Genomic DNA, 22,419 nt, shown 5'->3' with positions numbered 1-22,419 from the left:
GGGCACCAGGGTGAAACGAGGTTGCATGGCAACCAAAAACAGTTGTCGATTAAGCGCTGTTTTACCGGCGTTCTGTCAAGTCTCGACAGACTGTTCAGATCCAGCAATATGTACCGCACTCGAACCTTCCACCGGCCGTACTGTTTTTCCTCAATCCAACGCCGGCGATCACCCGCTGATCGCAGCACATTGAGGAAAAACCATGATTGCTCCCCCACTGCCGTATTTTTTCGACGAGGCAGAACGCGCATCCAATGCCAAACAGCCCGGGGATCGCGAGAAAGCGCTGACCTTCACGCTTGACGACCTGAACGGGTTGCAGGGTGTGTATCTACCGACCCATGTAGCCCGTATGGCCACTACCCAGCCCCTACATGTCGAGCGATTGCTTCTGAGTCCGACGGACATTCCATTGGCCGGTGCTTTCGCCATGAGCCGGCCCAATAATGGAGAAGTCATCCTCTACACACCGTGGAAAGGCCTGGTCAAATTCGCGGACATGGAGAACCTCAAAAGCAACCTCAAGGAGTGGTTGGCGCAGGAGACCGGAAAACGGGAGTTACTGCGTTATCTTTCCATTGAACAACGCAACGCTGTACAGGCAGCCGCGGTGCCTGAGATTTCTACAACTACCATCGAAGCTGCGGTATTCCAGGACCAGGAGTTCATACTCGAACTCAATCAGACACACAACCTCCAGTCGATGATGACCGAACTGGTCAAGATGCCGACACTGCAGTCGATGCTGGACGAAAGTCTCAAGATTGCGTTGGCCAAGCGATTCCCCAGGCTGGACCAACGCCAGACAAGGCTGGAAAGCTTCATCAGCACGGCTTCCACCTTCGACACCCGCGAGTACCGGTACAAGATGTCCACGCAGCCACTGAGCGACGTCCTCTTGCAGTACTACCTGACTCATCAGTGGCCAACGGGTGATTCCAGGGTCTTTTCCAATCCCGCACACGGCGTGAGCAGCGACGCCGATAACCAGGCATGGGAAAGCTCAATCATAGAGATCGCGCAACGCTTTACACCTCACTTGCGCAGCTTACTGGAAACGTTCTGGAACGCCCCCACGCGCGCTGGCCATTCACCCTTGGAGTTTCTTGTCGAGGGTATGCGCGACACCTTTCACGTCAATCTTTTATTGAAGCGCCAGCAAGGTGTTTTAACCACGCAGCAATACCTGCGCTTGATGAATGTGAGCCTCGCGCCTGCCTCCAACGATTCCCTGCGCATCGAAAAAGTACGTATCACCGCGCCCTTCAAGCGCTACGCGGAACTGGCTTGCACCTTGATGATCGGCAGCAACGACGCCCTCGGCTTTTTGTATACCCGGTCCAGAGGCATCGAAGCCACGAGCAATCTACCCGCGATCAGACACATCGTGCTGGCGATGATCAAAAGCGAAGGGCATGAGGACACGCTGCTCAATTACATGTCTCTGGACGAGCGCCGTACGCTGCTTTCAATGAAACCGGATGAACGCATGATTATCGCAGAGCCGATCGTTGGCCCGGTGTTCGAACAATTGATGGCAGGCATCCTCGACAAGCAACTGCACAACCTGACTTACGCCTTGAGCCGCTGCCGCGAAAGTGAAGGCTCGCTGGACCCGCATGCATTGCTCGACAAGGCGCTGGATGTCCGGGGACTGATCGATGACCGGTTGTTGGCCGTCGATGCCGCAGGTCGCTGGAGTACACACGCGGACCAGCGCTGGAGTGCACAACCGGCCACCGTTCGCGCCGAATCGGCCAAAGAACAATTGGCACTGCTTTCCACCGCTGAACAGGCGCTTGAACAACGCCTTGAAAACCACCCCGCCATTCCTGCCGCCACCCGCACGGTCACCGAGGCCCAACGTTTCTTCGGTTCGTCGCTGGAAGGCTTGCAATCGAGTTTCACCCACACCCTGTCAACGGCATTGCGCAGCGAGCTCAAACTGCAGACCGTTGCCCGCACGCTGGGTGTGACGGAACAGGCGATCATCAAAACGGTGCTCGATACGCCGGTACGCTCACAACGGGGCGTGTTGAACGGTTTTCTGCCGGACGTATTTTCCCTGGCGTTGAAGGCAGGCGATGCTACGGATCCGTTGAAACTGGCCAGTTGTTTTGTGCTGACTGAACGAGGAGGCCTGGACCCGGTGCATTCCGGCAAGGCCATTTTGTGGACGCCCGCGTTGGGGTTTGAAGCCTTCAAGGCATTGACACCATTGCTGACCGAACTCGGTCGACGCCTCGCAGACGTCAACCATCGCTCAACGCTTCTGGAGAACATTGGCCGCAGCGAGCGATTGCCTGGCAAGACTTACACGTTGGCGCCCCTGCAGCGGGTAGATGGGCATTTTGTTGATCATCTACAAAAACCCTCTGTGCATCTGGACCCATCGTGCCTGACCAGCGCGCTGGCGACGAAGCTCTCCACCACGCCGCGGACCCATCTCCTGAATCTCGTGGCACTGCGTAAGCCGATGACCGGACTCGACCGTGCGATGGACATTGCGCGGTCACTGACGACTCAACAAAAACTGCCGGCATGGCTGGCCAAAGCGTCCGTTAACGATCTGATGCTGCATGCCGAGCTGCTTCAGCAATACCTCAATAACGTTCAAGACGACCAGGATTACCTGTCCGGCATACGGTCACTGCAGCGCACGGCACATCTTGAACTTGAAAAACAACTCAAGGCTGACACCTTCAACATCAACCCGGACAACGTTCAGGTCAAAATCAGTGCCCGCCCGACATCTGCAGCCAACACTCAAACGCTGACCGACTTTGCTTTGACTCACCTGAAGGATCTGGCTCAGGTCGATTTCAAACTGGTATCGCTTGATACCACCGTGATTCCCGAGGGGATGGACGAACGCTACATCAGAGACCTGATACGAAACCTGAAACCGGGCGAACATCAGCAGAAAATACTGAGCGAAGCCTTGGCAGACACCCAGGCGAACGCGGGCCGCAGAAAGCGGTTTTACACACAATTGCCCTGGCAGTTGATGCATTACGCCCACGTGGAAAAACTGCAGGAACGTCTGAGCGAGACGGGGTTTGATCTGATCCGGCAAGTCATGGACATGCCAGACGCCATTGCCCGCGCGGCAGTCGCCGGTGCCCACGCGATTATCCGCCCACTTGAGTTCCTGGGTATCAAGAGTGCCCAGACGATCAAAGTACCCGGCGTTTATCTGATCGGCTCAACGGCTGATCGTTCTGCACCTCAGGTGCTTATTGCGCCTCACAGCCCTCGGCATGGGGTGAAAGAATATGAAAATGAAGCACAACTGCTGACAGAACTGAAGACCCGCGGACCGCTGCTCGACTGGCTACTCCTGAATCTGCCGCAGCCTGATCGGCTACTCCTGGAAACCCGGATGGCAACCACTAATCACCGCGTGGCCAGAGCCACGCCGACGAGCACCGGTCATGGCGTCACCGAGATCACACTGGCATCCAATCCGATCAAGGGAAACCTGTTCAAACATTTGTTCAATGACAACGCTGCATTGCTGACCCGATTGCTCGGTTGTCAGTCAGATGACACAAAACAGAGCGTATGGGCGTCCATCAAGCATGTGTTGGGCGAAGATTTGCACGCGGCATTTTCGTTTTGTATGGGCAAACTCGCGTACCCCATCACGGTATGGCGCAGTTACCGCGATATCAAGCAATCCGCCGAAGACCTTCAAACACATAAATGGGGTGCCGCAATAAAAGAGTTCATCAGCGGCATTGCACAACTGGCCTCGATACGACAATCGATGGAGGATCCAGTGGAGGCGCCTTCGACGACCAGCGCGCCCGCGCCAGAAACGCCCGACACCCGACTCAAATGGCAGGACATGGACATCACTGCACCCGAGCGCACGCAGTTGAAGCGTCATGAGAGCATCGACATCGATCTGGGTTCGCTGACACACAACGCCAAGCTTGGGCTCTACTCTCATCCAACGACAAAACAACTTTACGGGCCGGTTGAAGGAAAAGTGTATCCGGTCGCAAAACCCGGCACCCGTTGGCGCATCGCCGACACCCCCGCTCGCGTCCCTTATCTGCGTCAAAACGAATCGAAACAATGGGTTCTGGACAGGGAAAAGCCGGCGCCCCGCTTCAGCCTCATCAACCGTTTACAGAACGCGGTAATGGTTTGGGAAAGCATGAATGTTGAAGCACATGGGATGCTCCAAATTCGTCAAATTTTTCCGCGAAAGGCTCGTCAGATTGACGAGGCGCTGGATCTGGCAACCACCTATGCCTGGAACAGCTTGCGCAACCTGCAACTGCTCAAGACTTCTGACGGCACGGTCACACCCGTGCACCAGCTCATCATGGATTTTATCGATGTGCCTACCGTGTCAGACGCGCAGGTGGAGAAGCTCGAAAAAATCGTGGGCGACGTTTTTGCGGCCCTGTTGGACCCCACACTCAGAAAGCCGAGCTCCAGGCGTTTTGTAGTCGGCAGGCTCCTCAATCACGCGGAAAATTCGTTCGGCTTCACCCTTCCAAATGACGTAAAAGGGAAAATTTACCTGACAGATAAATTCTTCTTCCCCCCTTTCGACCACTACCGCGAACATCTGTCCGACGCCGCCTTCCCCATCAACGCTCATGCTCGGGCGGCCACCCTGATCCATGAGATTTCGCACATTGCCGGCAACACCGAGGACATTTCTTACCTCGACTCCAGCAAACCATTCGTCGACCTGATAGGAACGGCCAGTGCTTTCGCCACTGATCTCAAAACAGCCTTGAGCGAACTTCAGCGCAGCGCACTGTCAATCAAGACGCCTTATACACAGCTGTTCAAAATCCAGAACCCTGATGCCGGTGAATGGGAGGACCTGGGCAGTACTACTGATGAAAATACCGATCGGATAAAGGAACATATCTTGACCTTGACCGGCGAGGACAACCTGAGCGGTGCCCGCACAACCTTCAAAAAAGATCCACTGATCAGGCTGGCGGTGCAACTCGCTAACGCTGACAGCGTTACTTGGCTAATCACCCATCTGGGGCGTCAACTGCATAACAGTGCCCCGTGAGTTTAAAAAATAAGTGCCTGTTTGATGGGTAATTGCCGTGACGGTTGTTCTCGCAGACTTCCTCACAAGGTTAGAATGCAGGAAATCAGGATGAGTCAATGACCGACAACCCGCTCTCGCAAGCCCAATATGACGCAATCACCGATGCCGCTGCGCATTGGTGCATGCGTCTGCACGCCATCGATTGCACCGCTGAAGAGCGGCTGGCGTTCGAGCAATGGCATGACGCTCATCCGCTTCACGCGTTCGAGTACGAGGCCATGCTGGAGATCTGGGATGTCGCGGGGGACCTGCCACGTCCCGAAACCGTGATACCGGCGGCTCGCGCCAAACCTGCAACGCCTTGGCGCACCTTCGGTATCGGCGCCGCGGTTTGCGCCATGGCGCTGCCATTGGCGGCCTATAGCGGCTGGAATCTGGGCTGGCTACCCAATTCGTACCAACATTTCGAGGCGAGCGATACTGTCCGTCAGGTCACCCTGAGCGATGGCAGTCAGGTGGAACTGAACCTGGGCAGTGAACTGACGTTCAGCAACTACAAGGACCAGCGCCGGATCACTTTGGAAAAAGGCGAAGCCTTCTTCAGCGTCAGCCACGACACTCGGCACCCCTTCATTGTCAAAGCGGCCGAAGGCAGGGTTCGGGTAACCGGAACCAAATTCAACGTCTGGATGTATGAAAATCAGGTACGCGTGAACCTGGTTGAAGGTTCGGTGTTGGTGAGCAGCAATGATGCCCTAGCGGGTGACGGCTTGCGCCTCGAGCCAGCGATGCAGGCGAGTTATAGACGCGGCGACTTCACTCCCCGGATCAGTCAGACCTACGACAACGACAACTCACTGGCGTGGCGCAGTGGAAAACTGGTACTCGATGATCTGGCGCTGGCCGACGCACTGCCATTAATCAATCGATACTTGAACAAACCGGTGATGGTGGCCGACCACAGTACCGGCTCGATTCGTATCGGCGGCATCTACAACATCAAGGAACTCAACAACCTGGTGGCGTCCTTGCCCAAGGTATTGCCGGTCTATCTGACCCGCAACAAGGATGGCAATCCGGTCCTCAATTCCATTCCGCAACAAGCCCCAAAAAGCTGAAGGCCGCGGCCCTTGCGGGGTGCGGCCTTCATTCCTGGTTCAAGCGCCATCAGCGTTACTGTACAGCCACCTTCCCGGCTTTTTCATCCTGCTCGCGGATTGTCTGGACCTGGTACTGCGGATCGGACGTGATCTGCTGCTCGGTGAACGGCAACACACTCAACTGCTTCCTGGAAAATGCCAGGGTCTGGTCTCTGGAGTACTTCGAGGCCGGGTCACTGGATAGCGAGAAAGCCAGCAGCCCCTGGGCCTGCGGTCCCTTGTCATCGAAGGTCACCACCTGCAAATAGCTGGTACCGCTGACGACTTCGAATTTACCGTCGGTTCTCGGCACGCTCTGAATAGCGTTATAAATCCCCAGAGTGCCAGGTCCACCGTGAATCGGCGTCTGCTGGCCACCACTGCTGACCACCTGGATATCACCCCAGCGGCTATCAGCCTTGAGCCCCCTGTTATTGATCTGCGCTGCCGACGCCAGCATCGCGTCGCGAACCGCCTTGGCGACTTCCGGGTGATCGACCGCCAGGCCACGCGGGGTGTGTTGCGGGTCTTTTGGATCGAACACAACTCGCCAGAGATCAGGCGTTTCCTGTAGCGACTCCATGACATTCTGGAAATACACAAAGCCCAGACCACTGTCCAGATTCGCACTGCGGTCCCAGGCCTTGAGACTGTCGCACAGCGGTGCGAGCGCTGGCGCATCAGAACCCAGGGCCGCAGCACAGAACTGCAACAGGTCGGGCAGCACTTGGGCCGCCTGATACACCTGGTCGTCCATCACCATGCGTTGCAAATCCACCGCCGCTATTGGGCCGACCTTGTTCAACGTATTCAGGCGATCCAGTGCAAAGCGTGAGCGCAGACCCAACGGCTGGCCGTCCTGACTGATCAGTGGCGAAAAACCGGTGAGCGGTTGCGCCGGGTTAGCCATCCAGGCCGAATCGTTGGAGTGCTGCACAAAATCCTTGCGCAACAACTGCGGTAACTTGTCTGCAGCATAGATACCTTTTTGCGCAGCCTGCGGGTCGATGTCCCAGGCACATGCGCTGTTGGAACCGTCGAGGACGATCATCTGCAAGCCGGCCCGAGGATCACTGCACTTGGCCAGTTTTTCGGTACTGACGTTCGGCACGACCGAGAGGTTCATGTACAGCGTCTGCCCCTGATCATCCGTCGCCAGGGTGTTGACCCACGGGATCCCCTGAATCTTGTGCACCGACGCCTGCAACTCCTCGAGGCTGACCGCGCGGTTCATTGCATACCACTGCTGCAAGACCCGATCGTTATCCAGATTGGCGTCGCGCAGGCTGTAGGCGAACTGGTTGTCCCAGTCGAGTTTTCCGGGCCACTGCACAATCGGGCCTAACTGCGAACTGTAGACCACATGAGAGACCGGTTTAGTCTGGCCATCCGGTTGTTTCACAGTCACTGTCAGCGTTTGTTTCTTCATGGGCAATGACTTGCCGTCGAGCAGGTAACGGGTCGAATCCTTGGGATCGAGTTGCAGGCGATACAAGGTGAAATGCTTGGACGAGTCCACGGTGTGGGTCCATGCAAGGTGCTGATTGAAACCGATATTGATCATCGGCAGTCCTGGCAGTGCCGCGCCCATGACGTCCAGTTTGCCGGGAATGGTCAGGTGCATTTGATAGAAACGCATCCCGCCTACCCAAGGGAAATGCGGATTAGCCAACAACATTCCGCGGCCGTTGAAAGAACGTTCACTGCCGACTGCCACGGCATTGCTGCCGCGATCCAGGGCAAAACGCTGCATGCGCGAGCCGGCCACCTGGAATGCCTCGGGGTTGCCTGCCACCTGAGCAACGACCGTGGGTGGCGTCGCGCCGGCCAAGGCTTCGGCAAACTGCCCTACTCCGCCTTCGACCAACAAGCGCCGCGTCAACTTGACCAGGTCCTGGGCGGTAATCTCGCGCACCCAGTCGCCCTGACACTGCTGCGGCAAACCCTGCGCCCGACGTTCTGTCAGCGAACGGTTATAGCCCGCCACATACCCTTCGATGAGATCGCGTACTGGCGGGGTTTGCGCCTGCCAGAAAACGGAGACGGCCTGCGGAGTGTTCAGCCAATTGAAGAACAGATCGCTGACCAGATTTTCGCGCTCTTCGACCGTGAACTGGTCCGGGCCGAAATACCGTGAACGTTCGCCATTCACGGTGGTGATCTCATTGGCCAGCAGGCACAGATTGTCCTGAGCGTAGGCGTAACCAATGCCATAACCGAGCCCGCGCTCGTTGTCGGCACGGATATGCGGCACGCCGAAACTGGTTCGGCGAATGTCGGCTGTCGCCTGCTCTGACTGACTGCGTGCGTTTGCCGCAAGACTCAAGCCCAGAAACATACCCGCAAGGCTCAACCTGGTTAACTGCCTGGAAATAATCACGCTCGCTCCTGATCGAAAAGACAAACACCCTGCGTCATACACGCACTGCGCCTTCCCCTAGGAACGAAACAAAAGACAAAAATTTAGGCCCTGAAAGGCGCTTTTCACGGGCATCTCACAGGCTGCTGACGTGATGGTGACAAAATTTCTACATTCGCGGCTTCATTATTTGCCCTGCTCATCCGTCTTACTGAATGAGAGCACCCATCACATTTCCTGGCCGGCTCGGAAAAGGAGTTTTTGCATGTACAACTCGCAACTGCCAACGGACGGTAGCAATGCGCCAAAGGGCTCTGCCATGAGCTCCGGTGTTTTCAGTCAACGGGGTGAGCGCAATGGCAACGAGCGGATCAGGTCGCTGCTCAAAAGCTTTGGTCTGCGCACCAGTCTGATCCGCCTCAAAGTCATCGACGCCTTGCTGAATGCCGCCAAAAGCGACCGTAGCCTTGGCGTGCGCGGCGTGCACAGTCACTTGCTGGACCTGGACATTCCCCTGTCCTTTCTCAGTGTGAGAGAAGTGTTGAAACGCTTGTGCAGCGAAGGCGTGATCACGCTCAACCCGGATAAAAGCTACAGCCTGCATCCGCACGCTGCCGCCATGCTCCAACGCGAGTGATCCGCTCAAGGTGCGTCGCTCAGGGTTTGACCTTGCGACGCATCACGCCATTGATCACCACCACGATCACCGCCACACCGATGGCGATGTACTGAAACAGCTTCTCGCTGATGACGCCTGCGTTTTGCAGATACGAAAGGCCGAACATGATCCCCAACACCACGAGGGAGATCAGAATCGAGTATTTCAAACGTTGCGACTGAGTCATTGCGAATTCCTGAACCTGAAAAATGTATCCGGTTTGTATCCAAGTGCATGCCAAGCCCCTACCTTTCTCCGGGGATGTGACGCTACAAACGGGGTCTCATGTTACAGCCGATCAAGAGATTTGGCTTTATTGCCCCATAAGGATTTTGAAATGTTCCGTCGAATCACACTGCTGATTCCGCTGCTTGACCTACTTTCCCTGAGCGGCTGCATCATTTTCCCCCAGGGCGGCTGGCACGGCGGTCATCATTACGACCGGGGTGGGCCGGGTTATTACCAGCATCGATAACGGATGGTTGTGTCATAACGCGTGAATAATTGAACCTTCATTCGTAAGCTAAATACCCCATCCAATAAATGCTGAACAAATGCCCGCCCTGTCGCGGGCATTTTTCGTACGTGCATATTCACCTCTTATTTCCTTCCCGGCGCACATCGAAACATAGCGATAACCATTGAAGCTTTTGGTCTTAATAGTTCATTGGGGCTATTCACATTCGATGATTATTCTCGGCCCATCGCAATAAAACCCGCTATCAAACTTCGACTAAAGAACAGGGATGCCATGCACAAGCCATTAATCAATATCAGCCCCCACTATTTATTGGGCTTTTGCCTTGCAATCACTTCTTTCGAACTTCTGACCTATATGGCCAGCGACATGATCATGCCGGCCATGTTGACGGTCACCCGTCAACTGGATGCCAACCCCGACCATGTTCCCTACGCCTTCAATCTGTATTTGGCGGGAGGCATTCTTCTGCAATGGCTTATCGGACCACTGTCTGATCACTTCGGTCGCCGCCGGATGTTGCTCATCGGTTGTGCGGTATTCGCGCTGGCCTGTGCCGCTGCGTTCAACGTGCAAAGCATTGATGCGTTCAACGGCTTGCGACTGATTCAGGGCATGGGATTGGGTTTTGTCATTGCGGTCAGCTATCCCGCCCTGCAAGAAGTTTTCTGCGAAGCCGACGCGGTCAAAATCATGGCGTTGCTGGGGAACGTTGCGTTGCTCTCCCCGCTTCTGGGGCCGTTGCTCGGAAGCCTGCTGCTGGAATGGCTGTCCTGGCGGGAGCTGTTTTTACTGCTGGGTTTGGGCGGCGTGATGGTCTGGCTTGGGCTTTACCTGTTCATGCCGGAAACCGTGGGCACCCTGCGCTACGACGGTCATCGACTGGAAGCCGTGCGCTTTGAATGGCGCAGCACCGTGTGCCGCTATCTGGCGTTACTGGCTAACCCGCGATTCCTGAGTGCAACTGTCGCGCTAGGCGTGATGAGCCTGCCGTTGATTGCGTGGATCGGCCTGGCGCCGCTCTTGCTGATCCAGAACCAGGGACTTTCACCTTTGCAGTACGGCCTGTGGCAAATCCCGGTGTTTGCGGCGGTCATTCTCGGCAACCTGATTCTCAACCGACTGATTGCCCACACTGAATTACCACAATTGATTCGATACGCGCTTTGGCCGTTTTGCGGCGGCCTCATCGCGCTAGTCGCCGTCAGCTTCTACGGCGCTTCGACAGCCGTGCTGATCAGCTGCCTGGCGCTTTACGCCGTTGGGCTAGGCATGAGCAATGCCGCGCTGTACCGGCTTGCGCTGTTTGCAAGCGACGACAGCAAAGGCTTGGTCTCGGCGATGATCGGCATGATGTCGATCGCCGTCATGGGCGGTGGCGGCTCGATTATCGCTGCGGCCGGGGCCAGTAATAGCCACGAATCCTTTGCCCTGATGGCGGGTATTGCGGGGCTTCTGTGCCTGGCACCCCTACGCCTGTTTCTGCGGCGCTCCCACATCGCGCTTGCCGTCTGACACCACAACGTAGGTCTTTTGATGATCCATTTACCCCACACCGATGCGCTCTGCGCGTTAACGCAACCCTATTGCCTGGATTCCGTGCCCGACGGCCTGTTCGACCAGGCGATGGGGGAAATCAGTCTGTTTCATTGTCACCACACGCCGGGTTACGAACGCTGGCTAAACGCCAACGGGCTCGAAGCCCGAGACCTTGAAACACTGGATGACTGGTCAAGACTGCCGCCGATCTTCGCCAACTACTTCAAACGTCACCTGCTGTTCAGCCCCACCGGTGAAGGCGCGCTGGAGCTGACATCATCGGGCACCAGCGGCCAGAAGAGTCGCATGCGCTATGACCTTCGCAGCATGGCGGCGGCCCAAGGCATGGTGAGCCACATTTTCCGCCACTACGCCTGGGATACCCCGGACAGCCCCTGCAATTACTTGCTTCTGAGCTACGAACCCGAGGCCGCCAACGCCTTGGGCACCGCTTATACCGACCAGTTTCTGTGCAGCTATGCGCCCGTCAACCGGGTTGTCTACGGATTGCGCCTGACCCGTAAAGGTCACGAGTTCGACCTGTTTGGTGTTATTCGCGCCTTGCAGGAGTTTGCCGACGAAGGCTTACCCGTTCGAATTCTCGGATTTCCAGCGTTCCTTTCACATGCGCTACAGCACATGGAAGACACCACTGCGCCGAATCTCAAGTTACCTGCCCAGTCACTGGTGCTTCTGGGCGGCGGCTGGAAAACCCAGGCAGCGCAGGAAATTCCGTTGCTTGAGTTGTATGCCCGAATCAATCGGCAATTAGGTGTCGACCTGTCCCGCTGCCGGGACGGCTACGGCGCAGTAGAGCATGCCGTACCTTACCTCCAGTGTGCCCACCATCATTTCCATGTACCGGTTTACTCGAAGGTTTTCGTGCGCAACCCATCCGATTTCACTGTCCAGCCATACGGCCAGCGCGGTTTGCTGGAATTCGTCTCCCCGTACATTTCGTCAAGCCCGGCGCATGCCGTGGTCATGGGCGATCTGGCGACACTGCACCCTGGCGCAAGTTGCGAATGCGGCCTGGCGACCGATTGGTTCGAGCTGCACGGACGTGCCGGTACCACCGCCAGTCGCAGCTGTGCCATGGCTGCCTCAGAACTGCTCGAAGGAGTTTGATATGTACTTGATCAATGGCCAATTGCGTGACGACATTACCCTGGAAAGCGCCCTCGACCTCCTTCAGGAACAATTGCCTCAGTTGCTTTCTGCGCCGATCGACAGCGATACCGTGATCGAGTCAGCGGCTCGTTTCGCCACGCAATTACAGACTCGCAGCCTGGATCTGTCCCTCGAAGACGATCAACGTCAGGGACTTATGGATTTCTGCCAGCCCGGCAATCTGAGCACAAAGCTGGAGCAGGAACTGGGCGTGCACCCTCGTTCGCTGAGGCGTATCGACTACCAACAGCCGAGCTTCGAAAGTTGGCACCCTTTGGGGCTGGTGGTGCATGTCACTCCGGGCAATGCGCCAATGCTCGCATTCTGCGCAGTCATCGAAGGCCTGCTGGCCGGTAACATCAATTGGCTACGCCCTAGCTCAAATGATGAGGGTTTTACCGCTCGGTTGCTGGCCGCCCTTGTGCGCTGCGACATCAGCGGCAGGCTTGCCGAATTCGTCGCCGTTTTGCCGGTGAGCACCTCTCGCATACCTCAACTCTGCGCTCAGGCCGATGGCGTGTCAGCCTGGGGTGGGGAAAAGGCGCTCAAATCGATTCGACAGCAAATTCCGGCCGGATGCCGCTGGATCGACTGGGGGCACAGGATCAGCTTTGCCTATCTATCGCCCGACGCGGCGAGTCTTTCGACGCTGGATGCGTTGGTGGATGAGGTCTGTCGTTTCGATCAGCAGGCGTGTTCCAGCCCGCAATGGGTGTTGGTGGACAGCAACGATCCGGCAGTTCTGATGGATCTGGGGGAGCGTCTGGCCGAAGCCTTCAAACGTCGCGCTGCCCACTGGCCAGCGCTGGTGCCCACAGACCCGGAGGCTTGCGAGATCACCACCCGCACAACCATGGCGCGGCTGGAATACTGCTTTACCAACCAGACCGGCCGGGTCTGGAACGGCCTCGGTTGGCGTGTGATCTGGGAGCACCATCAAACGCTCGCGCCGTCGCCGCTGTTTCGTACGATTGTGCTGAAGCCAGTACCCCGGCACCTGATCGCCGAGACGCTGTTGCCTTGGCGCACGGTGTTGCAAAGCTGCGCCCTGATGTGCACCCCGGTAGAAACACCCGAGCTCGTTCGAACACTGGTCAACGCAGGCGTCACCCGCATTGCGCCTTGCGCGTCGATTCATGACGGCTACGCCGGTGAGCCCCACGATGGTGTCTATGCACTGTCGCGCCTGAGTCGCCGTCTCTCCGTGAGTCTGGCCCCCGAAGTCTCGACGGGCCGGGCAACGCTCGACCCGGTTCCACCTGCCCCCGACACCGCCAATGATCCGATCATGAACAAAGACACCTTCACGGCCCAGCCGATTGGCTGCGCGGCACAGTTGCATTTCCGCTCCGGAGGCAGCAGCGGGACTCCGGCCCTGGCCGGTTTAAGCTATCGCGTTTATCAACGAGAGATGCGCGCCGCGGCTGATGGCATGTTCGCTGCGGGGTTAGATCCGTCACAAGACCGGGTCATGAACCTGTTCTATGGCGGCAACCTGTACGGCGGGTTCTTCAGTTTTTCCACAATCCTTGAACAGATGAGCGTTACGCATTTCCCCATGGGGGCGCCCCAAGAGGATGACTTCAGCGAAATCGCCCAATTGATCGTAGACCGGCGTATCACTGTGCTGATCGGCATGCCGAGTACCTTGCATCGCCTGTTTTACACCGAGCAGGCTCGACTTCGCGCGTACGCCGACATTGGCAAAGTATTCCTCGGCGGAGAGCATCCGGGAGAAGCCAGTCGGCGCCTGATGGAAAGCTGTGGGGTCACGACCATTCGCTCTGCACTCTATGGCTCTGTTGACGCAGGTCCCCTGGGGCATGCCTGCGCGGCAACTGCGGATGGCGTGTTTCACTTGATGAGCGACATCCAGCACCTGGAAATCGTGCAGCTCGAACAGGACGTACCGGTTCAGAGCAACGAGAGGGGTCGCCTGCTCTTTACTTCCCTCGCCCGACAAGATCAAACCGTACGCCGATATGAAGTAGGAGATACCGGTCGCTGGATACCCGGCGCCTGCCCCTGTGGACTGGATTCACCGCGATTCGAGCTGCTGCAGCGGCACGGCAAGCTGGTTCGAATTGGCACGGAGTTCATTTCGCCCTCCGCTCTGCAACAAACTGTAGGTTCACCCATTCAAGTTCTTCTGGACCACACCGCCAACGGTGTCGAACGCATGCGGATCCGAGTGAATGCGGATGCCGACCGAGTTCACGACCAACTAATGACACATTTAGCCGTGGCGAACGCCGTGAGCACCGCGTTGTTAATAGTGGCAATTGAAGTGTGTGCCGAACATGAGTTCAGCCGAAACAAACACAGTGGCAAGACACCCCTGGTCATCGATCAAAGAAAATAAAAATAGACTGTTTGTTCCGTGAACTTGTTCTTTTAACCAGATGCCTGATCATAAACGAGAACCCAGTGAAATCACCCTACTTGCTTGAGCAACTTGTGCCTTATGTACGGCAACACTCCAACTTCTATTGCACACACCTGAAACACTTACCGCTGAACAGTACTGATTTAAAAGATTTACCCCTGATCAACGTGAACGACTATTGGGCCGACAGCAATGACCTGCATCACTGGCCGGTCCTGACAGGCGCTGTCGATAATGCTCTGGTATTCAAAACTGGAGGATCGACCGGCCAGGGCAAACTCTCGGTTTACTCCCGAGACGAATGGCACGCCATGGTCAGCACGTTTGGTCAAAGCCTCGCGAATCAACTGAACCACGGCGACCGGGTGGCGAATCTGTTTTTTTCCGGAGACCTTTACGCCAGTTTTCTGTTCACGCATCACTCATTGGCGCATGTCGGGAAATCCATCTGTGAATTTCCGTTCACCGGCCAAGTCGAACTGGATGGATTGGCCGAGGCCATTTCTCGACATCGAATCAATGTTCTGGCGGGGGTCCCCGCACAGTTACTGCGATTCGCTGCGTACCTTGCACAGCATCGGCAAGTGCTGTGCGGGGTCGAAACGCTGCTTTATGCAGGAGAAAGCCTGTTTGCTGCGCAACTGGCAATCTTCGCCGAAGTGTTCCCCAATGCCCGCATCGCTTCGATTGGCTATGCCAGCGTGGACGCCGGTCTCATCGGGGCTTCCGACCGCGACTGTGCATTGGGCGAACATCGGGTGTTCGTACGCCATACCCTTTTGGAAATCGTCGATGAACTCACCGGTGAGGTCATCGAAGAATGCGATCGCACCGGGCTGTTAGTGGTGACCAATCTGGCTCGTCGGCTCATGCCCTTGCTGCGTTACCCGGTGGGTGACCTTGCCTGCTGGCGTGAACCCGGCGCGACCCCGAGGCGTAAATTTGCTCTAAAGGGGCGAAGTGCGTACAGCCAGCGGATACGAGTCGGTGTGATGTCGCTGTTTCCTGCCGAAATAAGCGAGATCGTCGAGCGGATTACCAACAGCAGCCAATGGCAGTTGCTTATCGAAAATACCGGTTACAAGGACATTTTGAGTGTGAAATGGGTACCCGGGCCCCAGCAACAGAGTGTCGAGCCAATGCTCCGGGCATTACAAGAAGCGCTGGTCACCCAATACCCCGACATCGACGACCTGAGTCGCGATGGGCTGCTCGAATTGCGAGTTCTGCCCTGCGCAGTCACAGACCTGAGCCTGCATCCCCGCTCCGGCAAACAACCGCGGATCCTGGACTTACGAGTGTATGACGCCCCCTCGCCGGAGCCCGCGTGATGAGCCCATTGATTTTTCGGCGCTACCAGCCTTCCGACGCACAGGCCGTGAGCCAGTTATTTCGCAAGATCTACGGCGATCATTACGCCAGGCCAGATATTTACTTGCCGACCATGATCAATCAGCACAATACCGAGGGTCGCTGGCAATCCGTCGTCGCGGTGGACGACAAGCACGTCCTGGGACACGCCGCGTTGTGCCTCGATGCGCTTTCATCAACCGCTGAACTGGCGCTCATGGCGGTGCATCCTGCCGCTCAAGGGCAAAACGTCGCGACACTTCTTGGCTCGCAACTCATCGATCGTTCAGAATCCTTGAAGCTAAAAAGCCTCTCGATCAAGCAAGTGACCCACCATCCGTACACTCAACGCATGGCAGAAAAAATCGGCTTCCATAGCACTGGTTTGCTTCCCGACTACATCGCGTCGCCACTCACTGAGCCGTTGCGGGAAACCATGGTGCTGGGTTGTCACATGAATGAAGGACATGAACGCCCGCTCCCCGATACCCCATGGCCCGAGAGTTGCCGAGCGTTCATGCAGTACCTTTGTTCAGTATTTGGCACCCACCAGGGCATGGCGCCTTGCCTTCCTCTGCCTGTGCAAATCGAACATCACCATGAACGGTTCGAAATACTCATTCAGCGCTTGAACAAACAGCTTCTGGATCAAATCCGGCACCTGCCCAAGCGCTGGTTGATCTCGGCCAAACTCGAACTGTCCTGGCACTTTGCCGAGGATCTAAGCAATTTGTCGGCCCTCGGTTTCACCTTCACCGGGCTGATGCCCACGCCATACAGTCAAGGGTGGTTCGCGCTGTTTCATCGAGGGGCCGAGCCTCGGCACCTCGAACTGCATTGCCCGCACATGCAACGGTTGCATGACGACTTACAGCAAAACGGCAACACCCTCAGCAGCAACGCTGCACAGGACAGCGCTTGCTCAGCCGCTTGAGGCGACCATAAAACGTTCCTTGTACAAGAACTACGTCCACGTTGGTTAGTTATGTGTATCCACTACGACACCTTTCACGGCGCGCCACCCGTCACCTCACGCCGTTCTTGCACTGTCGTACCTAATGCTCGGCTTCCCCAAGCCGATAGCCCTTGAAAGCGCCAATTTTCCGTACCAACAATCACAACAAGCACGCTGCAAAAGGACCGGTCCCATGCCCGCATTCCGTACCATTCAGGCTCGTTACACGCTATTTCTGGTCCTGTTCATTCTGCTGTTGTCCGTACTGACAGTGGTCGGCATCAGCCAGTTGGTCGCGCCCAAGCTGCGCCACACCGAAGAACAAGTGGCCCTCAACCGCATCGCCGAAGTCGCCGAGCAAATCCAGGGCGAATTAAACAAGGTTCAGGCGCAACAGCGCAGCATCACCCAGACCATTCCCCTGCTCGACAGTGCGGCCATCGACAGCGTGCTGCCGGGGTTGGTCGACCAGTACGGTGAATTGAAAGTCTTCGGCGGCGGCATCTGGCCACTGCCCGGTCAGCGTGAAGCCGGACGCAACAAGTTCAGCACCTTCTGGCACCGCGATGCCTCGGGGAAATTGGCCGTTAACACGTTCTGGAACAGCGACGCCGCGCCCAACTATTTCGACCAGACCTGGTACAAGGGTGGCATGCAGACCCCACGCGGCCAATGCGCCTGGGCAGCTGCTTATAAAGATGACGCCAGCGCCGAGCCGCGCACCAACTGCGCCATGGCAATCCAGAAGAATGGCGCGGCCTATGGTGTCTCGACCATCGACGTGACCCTGGGCTTCTTCAATGACCTGATCGCGCGCAAGGAAAAAGACCTCGGCGCCGAAATGCTGATCGTCGAGGCCGACGGCAAGATCATCAGCAACAGCTCGCGCATCAGCGGGCCGATCGTGCTGAAGAACATCAGTGAACTGGCCGGCAACTCGCCGTTCGCCACTCAGGTGAAGGCCGGCCTGCAAAACCGTGACCAGTCGCAGCGTGTCGAATTCGACGACAACGGCGAACCCAATACTTTCTTCATGCGTCCGATTGAAGGCACACCCTGGTTCCTCGCCACGGCCCTGCCGACCAAGCTGATCACCGCCCAGCGCGACGACGTGCTCAGCATGCTGAGCCTGCTGCAGATCCCGATGGTGATCCTGCTGGTGTTGTTGCAGATCTACGCGATTCGCCAACTGATCCAGCGGATGAAAGCCCTCAGGGCCAACATCGACGCACTGTCTGCCGGTGACGCCGACCTGACGAAACGCATCACCATTCGCGCCGAAGACGAACTGGGCGCCATCGGCCACTCGGTCAACGCCTTCATCGCCTATTTGCAGAACATGATCGGCGAAGTCACCCAGGCCACTGGCGCCATGGCATCCAGCCTGGATAACCTGCAACGCACGTCCGCCCACACCAGCCAGATTCTGGTGCGTCACGCGTCGGAAACCGATCAGACCGTCACCGCCATCACCGAGATGAGTTCCACCGCCGAAAGCGTCGCGCAGAACGCCGCCGAAACCGCTGCCTTCACCCAGCGCGCCAACGAAAACGCCGACCATTCGCGGATCGTGGTGGGCGAAGCGTCCAGCAGCGTGATTGCCCTGATCGACGAAGTGGCCAGCGCCACTCATAAGGTCGAAAGCATGCAGCAGGACACGCAACGCATCACTGAGATTCTCGGAGTGATCGGCGCCATTGCCGGGCAAACCAACTTGTTGGCACTCAACGCTGCCATCGAAGCCGCCCGTGCCGGCGAACAAGGCCGCGGTTTTGCGGTGGTGGCGGATGAAGTGCGTGCCCTGGCCGCCCGCACTCAGGCCAGCACCTCGCAAATCAACGAAATGCTGACCCGCCTGACTCAGGGCGTGAGTTCGTCGGTAAGCGCCATGGAAAACACCCAGGCCAGCTGCCAATTGGCCGCCGATGCCACGGCACGGGTCAACACCGGTCTGGATGAAATGGCCGGTTCCGTCAGCCATATCAACAGCCTTAGCACCCAGATCGCCACCGCCGCCGAGCAGCAAAGTGCGGTGACCGAAGAGATCAACCGCAGCATGGTGCAGATCCGCCACATGGTCGATGAACTGGTGAAAAGCGGCCAGGCCAGCGAGCTCAACACCCAACAACTGCTGGAAGCCAACAGCCGCGTGAGCGCGATTATGGGGCGGTTCAAGGTCCGCTGATTTCCAGCTGACGCACGACCTGTAGCAGCCTTCGCCAGCTGCTACAACGATTTGGGGCGCAGCTGATTATTCGGTATTACTTCGAAACAATCTCCTGCCTCGATGTTGGCCAAACGGGTCAGAATGCTTTTTTTTGGCCGCAATTCGAAACGAGATTCCCCATGCGAACCCATCTGCGTCTGGTCGCCCTGAGCGCCCTGTTGATTTCCTCCCTGGCCCAGGCCGCTGACCTGATCCCGATCGAGGTTCACCGTGATGCCAATTGCGGTTGCTGCAAAAAATGGATCAGCCATCTGGAGGCCAACGGCTTCAAAGTCGACGATCACGTCGAAACCAACATGAGCGAATTCAAGCAACAGCACGGCGTGCCTCCGCGTCTGGCGTCGTGCCACACCGGCTTGATCAACGGGAAATTCGTTGAAGGCCATGTTCCGGCCGATCAGGTGTTGGCCTTGAGCAAGCGCGACGATCTATTGGGCGTTGCCGCCCCCGGCATGCCCATGGGTTCGCCCGGCATGGAAATGGACGGCGTGAGCGACGCATACCAGGTGATCGGCCTGAAAAAGGACGGCACTGATGTGGTGGTGACGGACTACCCCGCCCATTGATCTTCGGTGCGTACTTCGGGCTGTTTTTCGCGGCATTCGGTGCGGCAACCCTGCTGCCCTTGCAGTCCGAAGCGGTGTTGGTGGGCCTGTTGCTCAGCGGCAAGTATTGGCTCTGGTCGCTGCTCGCCGTGGCGACGTTGGGCAATGTTCTGGGGTCGCTGGTGAACTGGTGGCTGGGCCGCAGTATCGAGCGGTTTCGCGATCGGCGCTGGTTTCCGGTCAGCCCGCGTCATCTGGAAAAAGCCCGAATCCATTATCAGCGCTATGGTCATTGGTCGTTGCTGCTGAGTTGGGTGCCCGTGATCGGTGATCCACTGACCTTGGTGGCCGGCGTGATGCGTGAGCCGCTGGGGCGTTTTTTATTCATCGTGACCCTCGCCAAGGCCGCCCGTTATGGCGTGCTGGCTTTGGCCACAGCGGGCTGGATGCATTGAACGATCATGCACCGTGATTGCCTGTGTTTAATGACGCCCTAATCGTGCCGATCCAGCATCGGCCGATTTCCAACGGAGTTCACCCATGTCCCTCACCCTTTCCCGCTGGCTACCCGGCCTGCTACTGACCGCTGCACTGCCCGTCATTGCTCACGCCGAAGGCCCGGAATATGGTCAGGAGCTGCAGGGTTTCGAGTACCCCTACACGGTCAAGCATTTCGCCTTTGAGTCCCAGGGCAAATCACTGCAAATGGGTTACATGGACGTTGCCGCGTCTGGCAAGGCCAACGGGCGCAGTATCGTACTGATGCACGGCAAGAATTTCTGCGGTGCAACCTGGGAAACCTCGATCAAGGCCCTGAGCGAAGCCGGTTACCGGGTCATCGCCCCGGACCAGATCGGTTTCTGCACCTCCAGCAAACCGGACAACTATCAGTACAGCTTCCAGCAACTGGCCGCCAACACTCAACAACTGCTCAAAGCTCTCGGCATCCAGAAGGCCAGTCTGCTCGGACATTCCACTGGCGGCATGCTTGCCACCCGCTATGCGTTGCAATATCCCGAACAGGTCGAACAACTGGCCCTGGTCAACCCTATCGGTCTTGAGGACTGGAAAGCCCTCGGCGTGCCGTATCTCACAGTGGATCAATGGTATGAACGCGAGCTGAAGGTGACCGCGCAACGCATCCACGACTACCAGCGCAGCACTTATTACGACGGTCGCTGGAAACCCGAGTTTGACCGCTGGGTGGACATGTACGCGGGCTTGGCCAAAGGCCCGGGTAAAACCCAAGTGGCGTGGAACTCGGCGCTGATCTACGACATGATCTTCACCCAACCGGTGTACTACGAATTCAAAGACCTGAAAGTGCCGACGCTGCTGCTGATCGGCACCTCTGACACCACGGCCATCAACAAGGACATCGCACCGCCCGAGGTCAAGGCGAAAATCGGTCATTACGACGTCCTTGGCAAAAACGTGGCAAAACTGATTCCCCAATCGACGCTGGTTGAATTCCCCGGCATGGGCCATGCGCCGCAAATGGAAGAACCGGCGCAATTCCACCAGTCCCTGCTCGCCTGGCTGAACAAAACCAACCCCGTTCATTGATGAGGTAAGGCTCTGATGGCTGTGCAGATTGCGGTGATTGATGACTGGCAGGATGTGGCCCGTGGCGTGGTGGACTGGTCGGTGCTGGACGCCATCGGTCAGGTGAACTTCATCCATGACTACCCGGCCGACAACGACACCCTGGCGGCACGGCTGGGTGAGTTTGAGGTGATCTGCGTGATGCGCGAACGCAGCCGGTTCGATGAAGACCTGCTGCGCCGCTTACCGAAACTCAAGCTGCTGGTCACCGGCGGCATGCGCAACGCCGCCCTGGACCTGGAAGCCGCCACCGCGCTGGGTATCCAGGTCTGTGGCACCGACAGTTACAAGCACGCCGCCCCGGAACTGACCTGGGCGCTGATCATGGCCGCGACCCGCAACCTGGTGGCCGAAGCCAATGCCCTGCGCGCAGGCAAATGGCAGCAAGCGCTGGGCGGCGATCTGCAGGGCAAGACTCTGGCGATTCTGGGTCTGGGCAGCATTGGCTCTCGCGTTGCCCAGTTCGGTCAGGTGTTCGGTATGCGGGTGATCGCCTGGAGCGAAAACCTCACCGCCGAGCGCGCGGCCGAAACCGGCGTGACCTATGTCAGCAAGCAGGAGCTGTTTGAACAGGCCGATGTGCTGTCGGTCCATCTGGTGCTCAGCGATCGCAGCCGAGGCTTGGTCGACGCCCAAGCGCTGGACTGGATGAAACCCACGGCGCTGCTGGTCAACACCGCCCGCGGGCCGATTGTCGATGAGGTGGCGTTGATCAAGGCGCTGCAGAAACAGCGACTGGCAGGCGCGGCGCTGGACGTCTTCGAGCAGGAACCCTTGCCCGCTCATCATCCGTTCAGAACCCTGGACAATGTGCTGGCCACGCCCCACGTCGGGTATGTCAGCCAGCACAACTACCAGCAGTTCTTCTCGCAGATGATCGAGGATATTCAAGCCTGGTCGGTCGGAGAACCGATTCGCCTGTTGAGCTGACTCCGCGTCATTGCACATCGCGAGCAAGAGCCTGATCGCATGATGG

At 57.5% G+C, this 22,419-nt stretch carries 16 protein-coding genes; 14 read left to right on the top strand and 2 right to left on the bottom strand.

Annotation, left to right across the window (positions count from 1 at the left end):
- Positions 1–202 precede the first annotated feature (202 nt).
- Complete coding sequence (locus ACYZTR_RS13270; RefSeq protein ID WP_461979435.1) at positions 203–5,050, top strand: dermonecrotic toxin domain-containing protein; 4,848 nt, start codon at positions 203–205, stop codon at positions 5,048–5,050.
- A gap of 98 nt (positions 5,051–5,148) precedes the next feature.
- Entirely contained in the window at positions 5,149–6,150 is a 1,002-nt protein-coding gene (locus ACYZTR_RS13265; protein WP_461979433.1) for a FecR family protein, read from the top strand.
- 55 nt (positions 6,151–6,205) lie between these two features.
- Here the strand turns inward: ACYZTR_RS13265 and pvdQ are convergent, their stop codons facing one another.
- Positions 6,206–8,551 carry a bifunctional acylase PvdQ gene (pvdQ, locus tag ACYZTR_RS13260; RefSeq protein WP_461979431.1) on the bottom strand — a complete coding sequence of 782 codons (2,346 nt, stop codon included), beginning with the start codon at positions 8,549–8,551 and terminating at the stop codon, positions 6,206–6,208.
- Between the two features lie 244 nt (positions 8,552–8,795).
- On the opposite strand from pvdQ, the gene ACYZTR_RS13255 reads away from it, so the two are divergent.
- Positions 8,796–9,167, top strand: coding sequence for a fe2+ zn2+ uptake regulation protein (locus tag ACYZTR_RS13255; protein ID WP_461979429.1), 372 nt, complete (start codon positions 8,796–8,798; stop codon positions 9,165–9,167).
- A 19-nt stretch (positions 9,168–9,186) separates the two neighbouring features.
- Here ACYZTR_RS13255 and ACYZTR_RS13250 read toward each other — a convergent pair whose 3' ends face one another.
- Complete coding sequence (locus tag ACYZTR_RS13250; protein ID WP_008024801.1) at positions 9,187–9,375, bottom strand: hypothetical protein; 189 nt, start codon at positions 9,373–9,375, stop codon at positions 9,187–9,189.
- Positions 9,376–9,525: 150 nt separating this feature from the next.
- Between ACYZTR_RS13250 and ACYZTR_RS13245 the strand changes: the two genes are divergently transcribed.
- The 11 genes from ACYZTR_RS13245 (at position 9,526) to ACYZTR_RS13195 (ending at position 22,373) form a co-directional block, all read left to right on the top strand.
- Positions 9,526–9,663: a hypothetical protein gene (locus ACYZTR_RS13245; protein ID WP_461979427.1), complete on the top strand. Its 138-nt coding sequence runs from the start codon at positions 9,526–9,528 to the stop codon at positions 9,661–9,663.
- A 276-nt stretch (positions 9,664–9,939) separates the two neighbouring features.
- Complete coding sequence (locus ACYZTR_RS13240; RefSeq protein WP_461979425.1) at positions 9,940–11,181, top strand: MFS transporter; 1,242 nt, start codon at positions 9,940–9,942, stop codon at positions 11,179–11,181.
- Between the two features lie 21 nt (positions 11,182–11,202).
- Positions 11,203–12,333: a LuxE/PaaK family acyltransferase gene (locus tag ACYZTR_RS13235; RefSeq protein WP_461979423.1), complete on the top strand. Its 1,131-nt coding sequence runs from the start codon at positions 11,203–11,205 to the stop codon at positions 12,331–12,333.
- Position 12,334: 1 nt separating this feature from the next.
- Positions 12,335–14,737 carry an acyl-CoA reductase gene (locus ACYZTR_RS13230; RefSeq protein ID WP_461979421.1) on the top strand — a complete coding sequence of 801 codons (2,403 nt, stop codon included), beginning with the start codon at positions 12,335–12,337 and terminating at the stop codon, positions 14,735–14,737.
- A gap of 65 nt (positions 14,738–14,802) precedes the next feature.
- Positions 14,803–16,092, top strand: coding sequence for a phenylacetate--CoA ligase family protein (locus ACYZTR_RS13225; protein WP_461979714.1), 1,290 nt, complete (start codon positions 14,803–14,805; stop codon positions 16,090–16,092).
- Positions 16,092–17,045, top strand: coding sequence for a GNAT family N-acetyltransferase (locus ACYZTR_RS13220; RefSeq protein WP_461979419.1), 954 nt, complete (start codon positions 16,092–16,094; stop codon positions 17,043–17,045). Before ACYZTR_RS13225 ends, ACYZTR_RS13220 begins: the two co-directional genes overlap by 1 nt.
- Before the next feature lie 214 nt (positions 17,046–17,259).
- Positions 17,260–19,251, top strand: a complete 1,992-nt coding sequence (locus tag ACYZTR_RS13215) for a methyl-accepting chemotaxis protein (RefSeq protein WP_461979417.1) — start codon at positions 17,260–17,262, stop codon at positions 19,249–19,251.
- 161 nt (positions 19,252–19,412) lie between these two features.
- Positions 19,413–19,859 (top strand): DUF411 domain-containing protein, encoded by a 447-nt coding sequence (locus ACYZTR_RS13210; RefSeq protein WP_461979415.1) that lies wholly within the window; start codon positions 19,413–19,415, stop codon positions 19,857–19,859.
- A complete protein-coding gene (locus ACYZTR_RS13205; RefSeq protein ID WP_461979712.1) occupies positions 19,859–20,293 on the top strand; it encodes a YqaA family protein in 435 nt (144 codons plus the stop codon). The genes ACYZTR_RS13210 and ACYZTR_RS13205 overlap by 1 nt, the downstream gene beginning before the upstream one ends.
- An 85-nt stretch (positions 20,294–20,378) precedes the next feature.
- Positions 20,379–21,404 (top strand): alpha/beta fold hydrolase, encoded by a 1,026-nt coding sequence (locus ACYZTR_RS13200; protein WP_461979413.1) that lies wholly within the window; start codon positions 20,379–20,381, stop codon positions 21,402–21,404.
- A gap of 15 nt (positions 21,405–21,419) precedes the next feature.
- The gene (locus ACYZTR_RS13195) at positions 21,420–22,373 is read left to right on the top strand and encodes a D-2-hydroxyacid dehydrogenase family protein (protein WP_461979411.1); all 954 of its coding nucleotides are present in this window, start codon (positions 21,420–21,422) and stop codon (positions 22,371–22,373) included.
- Positions 22,374–22,419: the final 46 nt, after the last annotated feature.

This window comes from Pseudomonas sp. Hz4, from assembly GCF_054898165.1.
This window is presented reverse-complemented; position numbering and strand designations above follow the sequence as displayed.